The following is a 14,833-nucleotide window of genomic DNA, read 5'->3' as shown; positions in this document are numbered from 1 at the left end:
GTGTTATATTTGCAACGCAAAGTTAAGCTTAGCAATACATATAGAAGAAGACATGGCTATTAAAATAACAGATGAATGTATTAACTGCGGAGCATGTGAGCCTGAATGCCCTAATAATGCAATTTATGATGCAGGCACGGCCTGGAGATTTTCTGATGGTACCAGCTTAAATGGTATCATTGATTTTGGTTCGACACAAATTGAAGCTGATGCTACTCAGGAAGCGGTATCTGATGAAGTTTATTATATAGTATCTGATAAGTGTACAGAGTGTAAAGGGTTCCATGATGAGCCACAGTGTGCTGCAGTTTGTCCGGTTGATTGCTGTGTGGACGATGAAGATGTTCGCGAAACTGAAGCAGAGTTATTAGAGAAAAAAGCCTGGTTACACCAGGAAGGATAATAGTCCGGCATTGGACATGGAAAAGGCCGTTACTGATGTAGCGGCCTTTTTTATTCGTTTAACTAAAGGTTTTTAATTTTCCTTGTAGGGAACAATCAATGTAGGAACAGCCGATTTCCTGGCAACATCTTCCGCCACACTCCCCATTAAAAAGTGATATAAACCACCACGACCGTAGGTGCCAATAACGATGAGGTCTGCATGCCATTCTTCAGATTGTTGCACGATGCCATGGGCCGCGCTATCAATTACGCTTAAATAAGTTGTAGTGATCCCCTCTGAAAACTTGTTCTCCACTTCCTTGAGTAAAATGTGACTGTTTTCGTCGCTATTGTCATAGGTTTCCAGAAACACGGGAGCAAGTGTAAGATCCGGGTTAACATTTGCGGGTATAGGTTCAATGATGTTGACGAGAGCTACTTCGGCGCCGAATTTCCTGGCTACTTCATAGCCTGTTTTCGCTGCATTTTCTGAGCAGGTGCTATTGTCTACGGCGATAAGAATTTTGTTGATGTTCATGACTACCCAATTAAGTATTTGTTATAAATTTAACAAAAAATTGGATTAAAAGTTTGCTGTCTACAGACAGCTAAGCATACCTATATATATGGAACAGGAATTTGGGATTTGCAGGGTGGCTATAGCTCCCTTGCGTGCTACAGGATCGGACAGGGCAGAGATTGCGTCGCAGCTGTTGTTCGGAGATGAAGTAGAGGTGTTGCAGAAAGTTGGAGGCTGGTGGCTTGTTAAGAACAGGTATGAAGGTTATGAAGGTTGGGTAGATTTCAGGCAGCTTGGCGGCCTGGGTCCGGATCCTCTGCCGGATACTGCAACAGCTTATCTGGTTCCTACAGGTTTGCAGAACATAATCACTGCAGAAGATGGAAGTTCCTATTATTTGCTTAGCGGAAGTACGCTGCCAAATTATGCAGAAGGAAAATGCCGTATCGGAAATCAAGTGTATCGTGTAGAATTTGAGCCGTTAGTTGTTGACTTCACTCAGCCTCAGTATGATGTCGAACAAATCTCCCGTTTTTTCCTTAACGCTCCCTATCTCTGGGGCGGACGTACCTTGTTTGGCATAGATTGCTCAGGTTTTGTTCAAATTGTACATAAATTGATGGGGATCAGATTACTGAGAGATGCATCACAGCAGGCATTGGAAGGTCGTGTTGTTGACTTCCTTGCAGCAGCAGAGTTGGGTGATGTTGCCTTTTTTGATAATGCTGAAGGTAAGATTACGCATGTTGGTATTCTACTTAGCAATAAAGAAATTATCCATTCATCAGCAAAAGTAAGGATAGATCCTATCGATGATCAGGGGATTTTCAACAAGGAATTGAATAAGTATACCCACCACTTAAGAATTATTAAAAAATTTAAGTAAAAATATTTTCTTGTAACTTGTGGAATGAAGGATGAGTTTGCATCATCCCGAAAAACCAGGTTATGAAAAGATATTTACACGCTCTCAAGACTCTCAAAGCTTTGAACGCTCTTAAAGTTCTCAACGCTCTCAACGCTCTTAACGTTCTCAACGCTCCAAATGCGCTCCGCAATCAGCAATACCGCGCTATCTTCATTTGGTTGCCGAAATCTTTACTATTGCTGCTGTTTATTTTCAACGGAAGTTTAGTTTTTGCGCAGCATAAGTTGGGTTCCGGCAGGCAGTCTGCATTTTACACCTATGTGTATAAGCTAAGCAATTCAGAAGCATTTACGCTTGCCGCTAAGGGAAAAGATGCGTTAACAGATGCGATGATGCATACTTTGGTGGATTCTTTGCCCGCCGATCAGCCTAAGCAGCAACTGAAATCCCTTCCTTATGGCAATTATCTGTATGTTCATGCGGCGGGAAACAGATTGGATTATCATGTGGAACCTGTACAAAACCTGGTTTTCGCATTTGTTAATAATACGAAAGACTTCCAGTTCAGCCTGACCGACTTAAACGGCAAGCTCGTTGCAAATGCGGAAGTTATAACGGGCAAAGGCAGTAAGGCACGTTACCAAGCCGATTCCAAACTCTATGTTGGCAGGAGCAGTAATAAAAACCAGGTTATTCGTGCCAGCTACCAGGGTGTAGTTAACGTTTTTAACTATGACCTTGAGTCTCCCAGACCAGTACCTTTCTTCAAGCGTCTGTTCCCGAAAAAAAATAAGTATATGGATTACGGGAGACGAAATCCACCTAAAGTAGACCTGTATACTGGTTATATGGTGTTCAATAAGCCCATGTACAAGCCAAAAGATAGTATTCGATTTAAGGCATACCTGGTGGATAAAAAGGGAAAAGCTATCTATAATAAAACATTGAGGGCAGATATTTACGATACGCGTGGAGACTTTAAAGGTACTGTAGCCAATCTAAAACCGTATCGGGAGGGTGCTTATGAGGGCGCGTTTGTGATTGCAGATAGCCTTGATCTGGATCTGGATGAAGACTATGAACTGGTGCTTAGGGAACAGCATGGCGATAAGTTGACGGATGCGTACAGAGGCAGATTTAGGTATGAAGATTACGAGCTTAAAGCGCTTGACTTTTCGGTCCGTACAGATAAAGATGTGCATACACCAGGAAATCCTATCAAAGTTTTTATGCGTGCTGTTGACGAAAATGGCCTTGCCGTCCCCGATGGTCGCGTAGCGATTAAGATCAGGGGACTACGCGCAAGAAATCTTAGCGCTGAAAGGGTTTTCCTGAAAACTGTTTTGTTTGAAAAGGATATGAATTTGGATCCTGTAGGAGAAACAGTTTTCACGATACCTTATAGTATCTTTCCAAAGGCTGATGTTGATTTTTTTGCAGACATTAAATTTTTGAACGCCAACAATGAAAGTCATAGTGATTCCAAATATCTGACCTATAAAGTTCTTGATCAAAAGATGTTAACCAGGCTGAGCAAGGACAGCTTGATGTTGGATTATAATATCAATGGGAAGTCGCAGGCACGCAAGACTACCATAATATTCAAAGACCGGGAAAATCAGTCGGTCGACTCCCTCAGCCTACATTTACCCTCAGGTATTCCAATTCCAACGCGGTATAAATCCTTACATTTTTTGTTAGGTGATGACCAGAAAGATGTTGAACTATCTGGTCTTGATGAGGCCATACAGCCTCAACTTCAACAAGGCAGAGATTCCTTGCGCATCTTTGTTGATAATCCGCATCAGGTTCCTTTTTGGTACACCATATTTTCTGGTAAACGCGTAATGATGAATGGTTACACCAAAAGACTGGATACGATAATCAGAAATGGTAACGGTGCTGCGGCGCAATTGACAGTGGCTTACCAGTGGGCTGGTGTGATGAAAAATCGCAGCGCAAGCGCGGGTTATTTTGCCAATGCCTTAAATGTCAATCTCTTTGCGCCAGTAATTGTTTATCCTGGTCAGGGCGTAAATATGCAGGTGCAGGTGACTAACACAGAAAAGATTCCGGTTGCCGGTATAGATGTAACTGCATTGGCTTATACATCTAAATTTAAAAATGGAAGGGATGTGTATCTGCCATCCTTTGCCAAAAGTTATAAACTTCGTAAAGAAGCTATACAACCAGCAATCAAAGAATTGGTAGAAGATGGTATGTTGCGACTGAACTGGCAAAAGTGGGCCAGGGCAATGCATTTAGATACCATCGCATATTATCAGTTTATGCATCCAAAAGAGGTATACGAACATATAGAACCTGTAAAAGACAAACTTGCAGAGGTCATGCCTTTTTTAATTAAGGATGGTACTGTTGAGCCTGTAAGTATCGTGTATATTGACCGAAGGCCGGTTTATTTTAACCAGACGGACCAGCTTCAGAATTATGTGTTCAGGGTTGATTCTGGAAAGCATGATATTACACTGCGTAGTGCAAACTTTGCAGCAACTTTAACAGGCTATCTCTTCCAACCGAAGCAAAAATACATACTTGGTGTGGCTGCAGATGTTGCCAATACCCGAGCACAGGTTACAATACAGCCATCGGTGTTGGATAAACTGGAGGCTGATGCGTTACAGCGCTATATGATGCGTATAACCGACAACTTTAATGGGCAGAAAGCCGTGGTGAGCACTGATCAGCAAGTTATACTACTTAATCCACCACCCGATGTCAGACGCGGAAGTCAGCTCTTAGTTGGCCCGTTAAGAGAACAAATTCTTCGTTTCAAATCTGGAAAGCTGGATCAGAACTTTCTAAACGAACCTGGTTATACCTATACTTTTTTTCCCGGACTGCTGAAGCAGAAGGCAGAAGTCAATCCGTATATATTTAGTCGAGATTTAACCTATCAGAAGCCGCAGACTGATTATAAACAGCAATATCTGGATAAAAATGCGATTGATAGTCTTTGGAACGACCATCTGGATTTGCGGAGCCGCACCAGTCAGCTTTTTACCCATAGGTATAGTGGTGATAAGAAAACAACCGGCACGCTCAGTATGGAAGTGGATCAGACTGTTTTCAAAGCAAGTAATTATCTTAAAAACATTTTGATTTATAAAGAAGGAGAGCCAGACTTTGTAGAGATCTATCCTGGTAATACGACTTATTTTAGTGCGCTGCAAGCAGGTACCTATAGCATGCTGTATCTCTTTAAAGACAACCGGTACTTTGTAGCTAAAGACGTTAAAATTAATATGGATGGTGCTAATTATTTCAAATGGAAACAGCCTTTGCAAGCTGCAGATGAGATGAGTAAAAAAATTGATCAGCAGATTAAGTCTACTGGGTTTAAACAGGAAACTTATGAGGAAAGTCAGGCCCTGGCGCTTCAGGTAGCTGAATCTTTTAATGAGCATTACGGCATAGAGCGTTACGTTTTTAATTTCAGCATGGCGGGCTATGTGTATGGTGAGGACAAGCGACCTTTGCCAGGCGTACGGATTCAGGTAAAAGGTTATAACCGACCGGCGATAACTGATGTAAATGGCCATTTCGTGATTGCGGTGCCTGAAAAAGGTATGCTGCTTATTCAGTCCATCGGCTACCAGAGCAAAGAGGTTAAAATAAGATTGGGAGATGTGGGTAACATTTATCTTGAGCCTGATAGCAGTTCGCTCAATGAAGTAGTTGTAATTGGTTATGGTGTGCAAAGTAAAAGAGCAATGGCTGAATCTGTAGCAACGGTGCTGCAAGGTCGTGCTGCAGGCGTAAGTGTGGGTGGGCTGCCGGCCGACATGATCGTACAGATCAGAGGTCTAAATTCAATGCCCACCGGACAGCCGCCACTTTATATTGTAGATGGTGTGGTTGTTGCGGGCGGAATCAGTGGAATAGATCCGAATGAAATTTCCAATATACAGACATTAAAGGATGCTACGGCAACGGCTATTTATGGATCTATGGCTGCAAATGGTGTTGTTATTGTAACCACGAAAAAGGGTAATACGGGAATAAGCGGAGATGGATCTCTGATTGAGCAGACAGGAAATATGCGGACAAACTTTTCAGATTATGCGATCTGGCAACCTAAATTGCTAACAGATGCAGCCGGTAAAGCGAGTTTTAAAGTGACCTTTCCGGATGATATCACCAGCTGGACAACAAAAGTAATCGCTATGAATGGAAACAAGCAAAGCGGCCAAGCTAATATCAACATTAAGTCTTTTAAGACATTAAGTGCCAACTTTGTTTCCCCTCAGTTTGCTGTGACAGGTGATTCTATCGATGTGATGGGTAAATTAATGAACTACAGTGGGGGGGAGCTTAAAGTGAATCGCCGGTTTGTATACAATGGGACTGAACGCCTAAATAGTGCTGTCAATTTCAAAAATGCCCACCTGGACACGATTGAGATTGTGGCAAAAGGCTCAGATAGTTTAAGGTTTGAGTATACCCTGAAACAAGATAACGGCTATTTTGACGGAGAAATCCGTAAGGTGCCAGTTGTCCCTGCAGGAGTGCAGGAGACAAAGGGTTATTTTGACGCCTTGTTGAAAGATACCACGATCAATTATCAGTTTGATGCCCATTTAGGTAAGATTAGCTTGTATGCCGAGGCATCAGTATTTCCAGTATTATTGGATGAAATTACCAAGCTGAGGAGCTATGAGTATTTGTGTAACGAGCAAATGGCATCCAAGCTGAAAGCCTTGTTGCTGGAGAAAAAACTCAGACAATATCTAAAAGAAGAATTTAAGCATGAAAAGGATATTCAACTCTTACTAAAGAAAATAAGTGTAAGTAAACGGCCGGAAGGGACCTGGGGCTGGTGGCAGGATAGCCCATCATCGTATTGGATTAGTCGCCATGTAGTTAGTGCACTACTGGAAGCAAAAAATGCAGGTTATACTGTTAACCTGGATACAAAAAAGCTGAGTACTTACCTGAGCGATCAATTGCATTTTGCTTCAGTATATGATCAGACGGAACTCTTAAAACTACTGATGTTGATTAATCCGGATTTCAGCGCCAAGAGTTGGATTGAAACAATTGAGAATTCAACAGAATTGAAGAAGCGCAGTTTATATCAGGAGTTGGAACTTATGGCACTGAAACAGCAGTCTGGTGCAAAGGTGGATATTCAGGGTCTTTTGAAACGCAAAAAAGAAACGATGTTTGGGAATGTCTATTGGGGAGAGCCGAATAACAGTTTCTGGGACAATAGCATTCAAAATACTTTATTGGCTTACCGCATATTGAATGCTGAGGGTGGATACGAAGCAGTATTAGATCAGATTACACGGTACTTCCTGGAACAACGTAAAAGCGGTCAATGGAGAAATACCTATGAATCATCTTTAATTTTAGAAACGATCCTGCCTAAACTTATCCAGAATAACAAAAGCTATCAACCCGCATCACTAACCGTAAATGGCGAAATGGTAACACAGTTTCCTTATCAAAAAACACTCTCGGCAGCGCAGGCGGTACAGCTCAGTAAGAAAGGAAATGCTCCGGTTTACGTGACCGCTTATCAGCAATTTTTCAATCCCAAACCGGAGAAAGTAAGTAAAGATTTTGTGGTAACCAGCAGCTTCGAGCAGCAGGGTATCCCCGTAAAGAGGCTTAAGGCCGGGCAGGCTACGCGGTTAAAAGTTGAAGTTGAGGCGCGCGCCGATGGCGATTATGTGATGATTGAAGTCCCTATTCCTGCAGGTTGCTCTTATGAAAACAAGACCCAGAGCTATTGGGGCCTGGAAAGTCACAGGGAGTATTTCAAAGAAAAGACATCGATTTTCTGCACTAAGTTAAAGCAAGGGAAACACACTTTTTATATTGAGCTGATGCCACGGTATTCAGGCGTGTACAACCTAAATCCTGCGAAAGCAGAGCTGATGTATTTTCCTGTTTTTTATGGCCGGGAAGGCATGAAGAAAATTGGCGTGGGAAACTAAATCATTTCCCAAATCATAACGAGCTTATCGTCGCCGGTGGAAAGGAGGTACCTTCCATCGGCCGACCAGCTGAGTTTATTTACAGAGTGCGTATGACCCTCAGTGCCCTTTTCTATGCTTAAGATCTTATAGAGTTTATAGTTTTCAGCGCCCCAGATCTTGATACTTTTGTCCTGACTTCCTGTAGCAAAATAAGGCAACACAGGATGGAAAGCGATGCTGTAAATGCTATAGAGATGGGCGGGAATATGCTGTGTTTGGGTATATTCCGGAAGTGACCAGGCTTTAAGCTGGGCATCTCTACCTCCGGAAAGCAGAGACCTGCCATCTGGACTATATTGCAATGAGGTCACAGGCAAATCGTGCGCTTGAAACTGGCTCAGTAATGCATAATCCTCCAGATCGTAGATGCAGATGATACCCGCCTTGGTGCCTACAGCAAGTTCTTTGAGGTTATTGCTGATCGACATTGTCCGCACAGTTTCTTTAGCGATGTTAATGCGGTATAAAAGGCTGTAATCTTTCAAGGACCAGATGGCTACGGTACCATCTTCGCTGGAGGTCAGGAATTCATTTTTTTCGGCAACTACCTTGATATCGAATACCGGTTTTTCGTGTGCCTGGAAGCTGCTTAAAAGTTGGGATGTGGCAAGGTCGAATACGTTTACCGTACCACTTCGTTCCCCGCTAAAGAGCAGTTGGCCATCAAAGACCATGCTATAGACAGAACTCTTTACGGGCATCAGCACTTTAACGAAGGCCTTTTGATTTAGTGACCATTCAACAATTCCTTTATCATTACCGGCCGTAAAAAACACATCCTGGTCTGCACTCGTAGTTAGCGCATACACAGGATTTTGGTGACCTGGTAATGTAATTACATGTCTCAGCATAGCTGTTATCCCTTATGTCTGTGTTCCAGGTTAAGTGCAATGTCTTGCAATGTTTTGCCTTTTTCGCGAAGCAACACGAGAAGGTGAAATACCAGGTCAGAGCTTTCATTGATGAAATCAACATCAGTTTCTGCCAGGGCAGCGATTACTGTTTCTACCGCTTCTTCTCCTACCTTCTGTGCTATTTTGTTGAGACCTTTGCCGCGCAACTTATTTACATAAGAAGTCTCGGAAGGGTTATCATATCGAGATTCAATAACTTTTTCTAATTCAAAAATGAAGTTCTGGTTGTAGTTGGTCTGGAAGCAACTGCGACTGCCTGTATGGCAAGTAGGACCAACAGGAGAGGCCTTAATCAGGATCGTGTCGTTATCGCAATCTATATGCGTTTCCTTTACAAAAAGAAAGTTTCCGCTCTCTTCACCTTTGGTCCAAAGTCTGTTTTTTGATCGGGAAAAGAAAGTTACCTTGCCTTCTGTCTGTGTTTTTGCCCAGGCTTCTGCATTCATATAACCCAGCATTAAAACCTCTAGCGTTTGTACATCCTGGATAATCACAGGAACTAAACCCTGGGTTTTTTCGAAATCTATTGTCATAACCTTACTGGTATGTTGTATTTTTTTAATTCTTGTTTTAGTACAGGGATAGGGATTTCACCAAAATGAAATACTGAAGCAGCTAAGGCTGCATCTACGCCTGTTTTGAGGAACACATCGGTAAAATGTTCAATTTTTCCTGCTCCACCGGAGGCGATAACTGGTATGTTAATGCTTTTGCTGATCTGATCCAGCAACAGCAAATCAAAGCCTTGTTTGGTGCCATCATGATCCATGGATGTGAGTAAAATCTCACCTGCGCCAAGTTCTTCGGCCTGCTTTATCCAGGTGGCAGTGTCTAATGCTGTCATCACTCTACCGCCATTGAGGTGCACACGATTACCCTCAGCAACAGCCTTTGTATCTACTGCTACCACTACAAACTGCACTCCAAAAGCTTTTGCCAGTGTTTCAATTAAAGTAGGGTCTTTGACCGCTGCGGAGTTAATACTGATTTTATCAGCACCGGCATTCAGCAAGGCTTCAGCATCTGCAATTGATGTGATTCCACCTCCAATTGTAAAAGGGATATTGAGTTGTCTGGCTACTGCTTTTACCATCTCGATCATCGTTTTCCGACGCTCATTGGTCGCTGTAATGTCCAGAAATACGAGCTCATCGGCACCTTGCTGTGCATACTGCCAAGCCAGTTCAACAGGATCGCCTGCATCTTTCAGGTCGACGAAATTAACTCCTTTTACCGTACGTCCGTCTTTTACATCCAGACAGGGGATGATCCTTTTACTTAGCATCTCTTAAAGCGAAGTAAGGGCTTTTAAATTCCATTCTTTGATCTCATCAATACTGATCCGGTTTTCGTAGATTGCCTTTCCAACTACTACCGAGCGGATGTCGTATTGTGAAAGCTCTTCGATATCCGCCATAGAGCTGATGCCCCCCGAAGCAATTAATTTAATAAAAGGACTATGTTCCAATAGCTTTTTGTATAAATCTACCGCTGCACCACCCAATTTTCCATCTTTATTGATATCTGTGCACAGGAACCTGAAAAAGCCTAGTTGCAGGCACTTGTCAACATAATCCATCAGCTTGATCGGAGAGCTTTCCATCCATCCGGAGTACTTGATCACTTCATCCAATACATCAATAGCAATAACAATCCGATTGGCATAGTCATATTTTTTGCCTACTTCAGTGCTAAGTTCTTTCAGGAAATCAGGATTTGTGATGGCTTGTGTACCAACAATTACACGGTGGATACCAGCATCCAGCAGACTCGTTACTTGCTCAATAGTACGGATACCACCGCCGTATTGCACACGCATATCTGTTTTTTTGATGATATCGAACAGCGCTTTCTGATTACTGAAATCGCCCTTTGCGCCGTTGAGATCAATGATATGTATAAATTCTGTACCGTTAGACCGGTAGGTTTCGATCATTTCGGCGATGGAAACATCATAAACTGTTTTCTGATCATAGTCACCTTCTCTCAGGCGAACAACCTTACCATCTAGAATATCAATTGCAGGAATTATATACATTTTACTGTTTTAAGTTTGAAAAGTTTCTTAATAATTGCTCTCCGGCGGCGCCTGATTTCTCAGGGTGAAATTGAACGCCAAAGAAGTTATCTCTTTGTATTGCAGCAGAAAAGGGAGCACCATAATTTACTGCTGCGATGTCAAAAGTAGGGTTATATTCAATAAAGTACGAATGCACGAAATAAAATTGTGCAGAATTTTCAACACCATGGAATAATAAATTGTTTTTGGTATCGACATTATTCCAGCCCATGTGTGGTATTTTGATACCGAGCTCTTTGTCAAACAGTTTCGTGTTCACCGGGATAATGTTGAGCAACGCTGCATCTCCTTCTTCAGAATGCGCGGTAAGCAGTTGCATGCCCACGCAAATGCCCAATACAGGTTTTTTTAAGGCACGGATGGCATTAACCAATCCCGTATCGTTAAGCTTTTTCATGGCGGCTCCGGCATGGCCCACACCAGGAATGATAATGTGGGTATATTGGTCAAAATCAGCCTCCGTATTGATCATGCCATACTGAATGTCTAGTCTTTCTAGCGCTGCAGTAAGCGAAAAGATGTTTCCTGCACCATAATTTACGATTCCGATCATTATAAAAGTCCTTTAGTACTTGGTAAGACTAGCTTTTCGGGATCACGTTTAATCGCAACCTTAATAGCTTTTGCAAAAGCTTTAAATATAGCTTCTATTTTATGGTGTTCGTTATCTCCTTCCGCTTTGATATTCAGGTTGCATTTTGCAGCATCGGTAAAGGATTTGAAGAAATGGAAGAACATTTCTGTAGGGACATCACCTACCTTTTCCCGTTTAAAATCAGCATCCCAGACAATCCAGGGCCTCCCACCAAAGTCTATTGCAGCCTGAGCCAGGCAATCATCCATAGGCAGGCAAAAGCCATAACGTTCCAATCCCAGTTTATTTCCTATTGCTTTAGCAAAGGCTTCGCCGAGGGCAATCCCAGTATCTTCAATAGTGTGGTGCTCATCAATATGAAGATCACCTTTAGTCGTGATTTTCAGGTCTATTCCGCCGTGACGTGCGATTTGATCCAGCATATGATCAAAGAAATTTAGTCCGGTACTGATTTCCGCTTTACCCGTTCCATCAAGGTCAAGTTCAATGCTGATTTTAGTTTCATTGGTATTACGTTCGTGTTTTACCGTACGTGTTCCTGCGCGCAGCATTGTATAAATATCTGCCCAATTGCTGGTTTCCAATGCAATATATTCTTTCAGAGTTTCTGCTTTATCGAGCATCTCATTAGCACCCAGTAGATCATTATTTCTTAACCAGATTGCTTTAGCGCCGAGGTTTTTGGCTAAGACCACGTCGTTAAGCCGGTCGCCAATTACGAAAGAATTCGCCAAATCATAGCCGCCAGTCAGAAAATGCTGCAAAAGACCAGTATTCGGTTTTCTTGTTGACGCATTTTCATGGGCAAAGGTCTTGTCTATAATTACCTCATCGAAGGTCACACCTTCATTTTTAAACGTGTCCAGTACGAAGTTATGTACAGGCCAGAAGTTGATTTCAGGATGCGAATCGGTCCCTAAACCATCCTGATTGGTCACCATGATTAACCTGAAGTCGAGCTCTGCAGCAATTTTTGACAGGTAATATAAGGACCTGGGGTAGAAAATTAACTTAGCAAAAGAATCGATTTGTTCGTCTTCGGGCTCTGTAATTAACGTGCCATCGCGGTCTATAAAGAGTAGTTTTTTCATAACTAAGCCTGGTAAGATTTAAGGTTATTAAGTAAGGTTTCGTTTTCTGTGGAGGTGCCTACGGTGATACGCAAACAGCCCTCGCAGAGGGTAACTTTAGATCTGTCGCGCACAATAATTCCCTGTTCAACCAGGTAATTATAGACCCCTTCAGCATCGGTAACCTCTGCTAAAATGAAGTTGGCATCCGATGGGTACACCTTTTTAACGAGGTCCATTTCAGCCAGACTTTTGCTTAGTCTGTCTCTTTCAGATACAGTAATTCTGATCCATTCGTTTACCTGTTCTACATTTTTCAGGGCCTCCAGTGCGATGTCCTGGGTAGCCTGATTGATATTATATGGAGGCTTCACTTTGTTTAGAATATCGATTACCGGACGGGCAGCAAAAGCCATCCCTAAACGGAGTGCGGCAAGGCCCCAGGCTTTAGAAAAAGTCTGCAGGATTACCAGGTTTGGATACTCTGTTAATTCCTGAATAAAGGTGCGTTGTTTGGAGAAATTTATGTAAGCTTCATCGATCACAACGAGCCCTTCAAAGTTGGCTAAAATGGTCTCAATATCGGTGCGGATAATTGAGTTTCCGGTAGGGTTGTTTGGCGAGCAGATGAAGATCATTTTGGTGTGTTCATCGATTGCTTCAGCGATGCCTTCAAGGTCCAGTTGGAAGCTCGGAAGCAAGCTCACTTTACGAAGTTCAACGTTGTTGATATTTGCCGAAACTTCGTACATTCCGTAGGTAGGGGGAAGCACAATTACGTTATCTTTTCCGGGCTCACAAAAGGCACGGTAAAGCAAGTCTATCGCCTCATCACTACCATTCCCCAGGAAGGTGTTTTCGATGGGTACGCCTTTAATTTTTCCGATCTCATCTTTCAGATCAAGTTGTAAAGGATCGGGATATCTGTTGTAGTTTTTCTCCAGAGGAGAGCCAAAACTGTTTTCATTGGCATCCAGATAAACGCTGGCCTGCCCTTTATATTCGTCCCTTGCAGTAGAGTAGGGGCGAAGGTTCTTAATGTTTTCGCGTTGTAGTTTGTTAATATCCATCTTGCGCTTGTAAACGAATAGTGATTGCATTCTTGTGTGCCTGCAGACCTTCTGCATTGGCCAGTAGCTCCACAGTGGGGCCAATTTCGGCTAATCCGCTGTTGCTGATGTGCTGGAAAGTGATCTTCTTGATAAAAGAATCAATAGACACGCCCGAATAGGCTTTAGCAAAGCCACTTGTTGGTAAAGTATGGTTTGTTCCCGATGCATAATCACCGGCACTTTCCGGCGTCAGATTGCCTAAAAATACAGATCCGGCGTTACTAATCAAGGGAATAAGCGCCGCGTATGTTTCCGTGGCCAAAATCAAATGTTCCGGAGCATAGGCATTGCTGAAATGCATGCCCTCAGCGGCAGAATTGACGATTACCGCATAGGAATTGGCAATAGCTGCCCGGGCTATATCCTTTCTCGGAAGAGCCTCCAGTTGTTTGTCAAGTTCTTGGATAGTATTAGCTATAATTTGTCTTGAGGTGGCCACTAAAATAGCCTGACTATCAACTCCATGTTCTGCCTGTGCAAGCAGGTCGGAAGCCACGAATGACGGAATGGCAGTCTCATCTGCGTACACTAAAACCTCAGATGGGCCTGCGGGCATATCGATTGCGGTTAATGTTGTGCCTTGTATCAGCTGCTTAGCCTGGGTTACATATCGGTTACCCGGGCCAAAGATCTTATCAACCTTGGGAATGCTTTCCGTACCATAGGCCATTGCGGCAATGGCCTGGGCGCCTCCAACCATCCAGATCCGATCAATACCAAGCAAAATGGCACAATAAGCGAGGTAACAATTGGTCTTCCCATCCTTTTGTGGTGGGGAACAGACCACGATCTCTTTGCATCCAGCTAATTTTGCGGGCGTAGCAAGCATTAAAAAGGTACTGGGTAGCACTGCAGTCCCCCCAGGGATATATAGGCCCACATGCTCAATTGCACGTGCTTCACGCCAGCAATTCACACCTGGCATGGTCTCGATGTTTGCCTCTGTGCTGATTTGTGCGGCGTGGAAGGTCCTGATATTGCTATATGCGGTATTTATGGCTGCTTTCTCAGCTTCGGGAATTGTACTGGCTATTGCCTCAAGCGTTGCCTTGTCCAGGTAAAGCTGTTCTAGCGTTACCTGATCAAAGTCGAGGGCGTACTGCTTTAAAGCTGTGTCTCCAGATACTTTTACCTCCTCCACGATCGCAATTACGCTTTCGCGGATGCTGGCATCATCTGCAAGCTGTCGTAAGCATAGGGTATCAACATTTTGTTTAGATAAGTCTTTATAACTATAGATTTTCAATGCTTTATGTTTTAAAATTAACTATAGGTTAATATCTGA

At 42.9% G+C, this 14,833-nt stretch carries 12 protein-coding genes; 3 read left to right on the top strand and 9 right to left on the bottom strand.

The window, feature by feature from the left end; translation table 11 throughout:
• Nucleotides 1-52: 52 nt before the first annotated feature.
• A complete protein-coding gene (locus CLV32_RS09595; protein ID WP_133554825.1) occupies nucleotides 53-403 on the top strand; it encodes a 4Fe-4S dicluster domain-containing protein in 351 nt (116 codons plus the stop codon).
• 72 nt (nucleotides 404-475) lie between these two features.
• Here CLV32_RS09595 and CLV32_RS09590 read toward each other — a convergent pair whose 3' ends face one another.
• Nucleotides 476-922, bottom strand: coding sequence for a universal stress protein (locus CLV32_RS09590; protein ID WP_133554824.1), 447 nt, complete (start codon nucleotides 920-922; stop codon nucleotides 476-478).
• A gap of 88 nt (nucleotides 923-1,010) precedes the next feature.
• Between CLV32_RS09590 and CLV32_RS09585 the strand changes: the two genes are divergently transcribed.
• Together CLV32_RS09585 and CLV32_RS09580 are read left to right on the top strand one after the other, a co-directional pair.
• Nucleotides 1,011-1,790 carry a C40 family peptidase gene (locus tag CLV32_RS09585; RefSeq protein ID WP_133554822.1) on the top strand — a complete coding sequence of 260 codons (780 nt, stop codon included), beginning with the start codon at nucleotides 1,011-1,013 and terminating at the stop codon, nucleotides 1,788-1,790.
• Nucleotides 1,791-1,852: 62 nt separating this feature from the next.
• Nucleotides 1,853-7,735 (top strand): alpha-2-macroglobulin family protein, encoded by a 5,883-nt coding sequence (locus tag CLV32_RS09580; protein WP_133554820.1) that lies wholly within the window; start codon nucleotides 1,853-1,855, stop codon nucleotides 7,733-7,735.
• On the opposite strand, the gene CLV32_RS09575 is transcribed toward CLV32_RS09580, so the two are convergent.
• From CLV32_RS09575 to hisD, 8 genes are read right to left on the bottom strand one after another with little or no spacing between them, the layout of a single operon-like run.
• Complete coding sequence (locus tag CLV32_RS09575; RefSeq protein WP_133554818.1) at nucleotides 7,732-8,628, bottom strand: WD40 repeat domain-containing protein; 897 nt, start codon at nucleotides 8,626-8,628, stop codon at nucleotides 7,732-7,734. The genes CLV32_RS09580 and CLV32_RS09575 overlap by 4 nt on opposite strands.
• Before the next feature lie 5 nt (nucleotides 8,629-8,633).
• Complete coding sequence (hisIE, locus tag CLV32_RS09570) at nucleotides 8,634-9,224, bottom strand: bifunctional phosphoribosyl-AMP cyclohydrolase/phosphoribosyl-ATP diphosphatase HisIE (RefSeq protein ID WP_133554816.1); 591 nt, start codon at nucleotides 9,222-9,224, stop codon at nucleotides 8,634-8,636.
• The gene (gene hisF, locus CLV32_RS09565) at nucleotides 9,221-9,976 is read right to left on the bottom strand and encodes an imidazole glycerol phosphate synthase subunit HisF (protein ID WP_133554814.1); all 756 of its coding nucleotides are present in this window, start codon (nucleotides 9,974-9,976) and stop codon (nucleotides 9,221-9,223) included. The genes hisIE and hisF overlap by 4 nt, the downstream gene beginning before the upstream one ends.
• Nucleotides 9,977-9,979: 3 nt before the next feature.
• On the bottom strand, nucleotides 9,980-10,729 hold the full coding sequence (gene hisA, locus CLV32_RS09560) for a 1-(5-phosphoribosyl)-5-[(5-phosphoribosylamino)methylideneamino]imidazole-4-carboxamide isomerase (RefSeq protein ID WP_133554812.1): 750 nt from the start codon (nucleotides 10,727-10,729) through the stop codon (nucleotides 9,980-9,982).
• Between the two features lies 1 nt (nucleotide 10,730).
• A complete protein-coding gene (hisH, locus tag CLV32_RS09555; RefSeq protein WP_133554810.1) occupies nucleotides 10,731-11,324 on the bottom strand; it encodes an imidazole glycerol phosphate synthase subunit HisH in 594 nt (197 codons plus the stop codon).
• Nucleotides 11,324-12,457 carry a bifunctional histidinol-phosphatase/imidazoleglycerol-phosphate dehydratase HisB gene (hisB, locus tag CLV32_RS09550; RefSeq protein ID WP_133554808.1) on the bottom strand — a complete coding sequence of 378 codons (1,134 nt, stop codon included), beginning with the start codon at nucleotides 12,455-12,457 and terminating at the stop codon, nucleotides 11,324-11,326. The genes hisH and hisB overlap by 1 nt, the downstream gene beginning before the upstream one ends.
• 2 nt (nucleotides 12,458-12,459) lie before the next feature.
• On the bottom strand, nucleotides 12,460-13,506 hold the full coding sequence (hisC, locus tag CLV32_RS09545) for a histidinol-phosphate transaminase (protein WP_133554806.1): 1,047 nt from the start codon (nucleotides 13,504-13,506) through the stop codon (nucleotides 12,460-12,462).
• Nucleotides 13,496-14,794 (bottom strand): histidinol dehydrogenase, encoded by a 1,299-nt coding sequence (gene hisD / locus CLV32_RS09540; protein WP_133554804.1) that lies wholly within the window; start codon nucleotides 14,792-14,794, stop codon nucleotides 13,496-13,498. Before hisD ends, hisC begins: the two co-directional genes overlap by 11 nt.
• Between the last annotated feature and the right edge of the window lie 39 nt (nucleotides 14,795-14,833).

It is taken from the genome of Pedobacter duraquae (assembly GCF_004362245.1).
Classification (GTDB): domain Bacteria; phylum Bacteroidota; class Bacteroidia; order Sphingobacteriales; family Sphingobacteriaceae; genus Pedobacter; species Pedobacter duraquae.
Note: the sequence above shows the minus strand (reverse complement) of the source record. Positions and strands in the feature narration are given on the sequence as shown.

Coding starts and splice junctions, on each gene's coding strand:
- hisB (WP_133554808.1), bottom strand. CDS start 12,457: ATGAAAAAACTACTCTTTATAGACCGCGATGGCACGTTAATTACAGAG.
- CLV32_RS09585 (WP_133554822.1), top strand. CDS start 1,011: ATGGAACAGGAATTTGGGATTTGCAGGGTGGCTATAGCTCCCTTGCGT.
- CLV32_RS09575 (WP_133554818.1), bottom strand. CDS start 8,628: ATGCTGAGACATGTAATTACATTACCAGGTCACCAAAATCCTGTGTAT.
- hisC (WP_133554806.1), bottom strand. CDS start 13,506: ATGGATATTAACAAACTACAACGCGAAAACATTAAGAACCTTCGCCCC.
- hisIE (WP_133554816.1), bottom strand. CDS start 9,224: ATGACAATAGATTTCGAAAAAACCCAGGGTTTAGTTCCTGTGATTATC.
- hisA (WP_133554812.1), bottom strand. CDS start 10,729: ATGTATATAATTCCTGCAATTGATATTCTAGATGGTAAGGTTGTTCGC.
- hisF (WP_133554814.1), bottom strand. CDS start 9,976: ATGCTAAGTAAAAGGATCATCCCCTGTCTGGATGTAAAAGACGGACGT.
- CLV32_RS09595 (WP_133554825.1), top strand. CDS start 53: ATGGCTATTAAAATAACAGATGAATGTATTAACTGCGGAGCATGTGAG.
- CLV32_RS09590 (WP_133554824.1), bottom strand. CDS start 922: ATGAACATCAACAAAATTCTTATCGCCGTAGACAATAGCACCTGCTCA.
- CLV32_RS09580 (WP_133554820.1), top strand. CDS start 1,853: ATGAAAAGATATTTACACGCTCTCAAGACTCTCAAAGCTTTGAACGCT.
- hisH (WP_133554810.1), bottom strand. CDS start 11,324: ATGATCGGAATCGTAAATTATGGTGCAGGAAACATCTTTTCGCTTACT.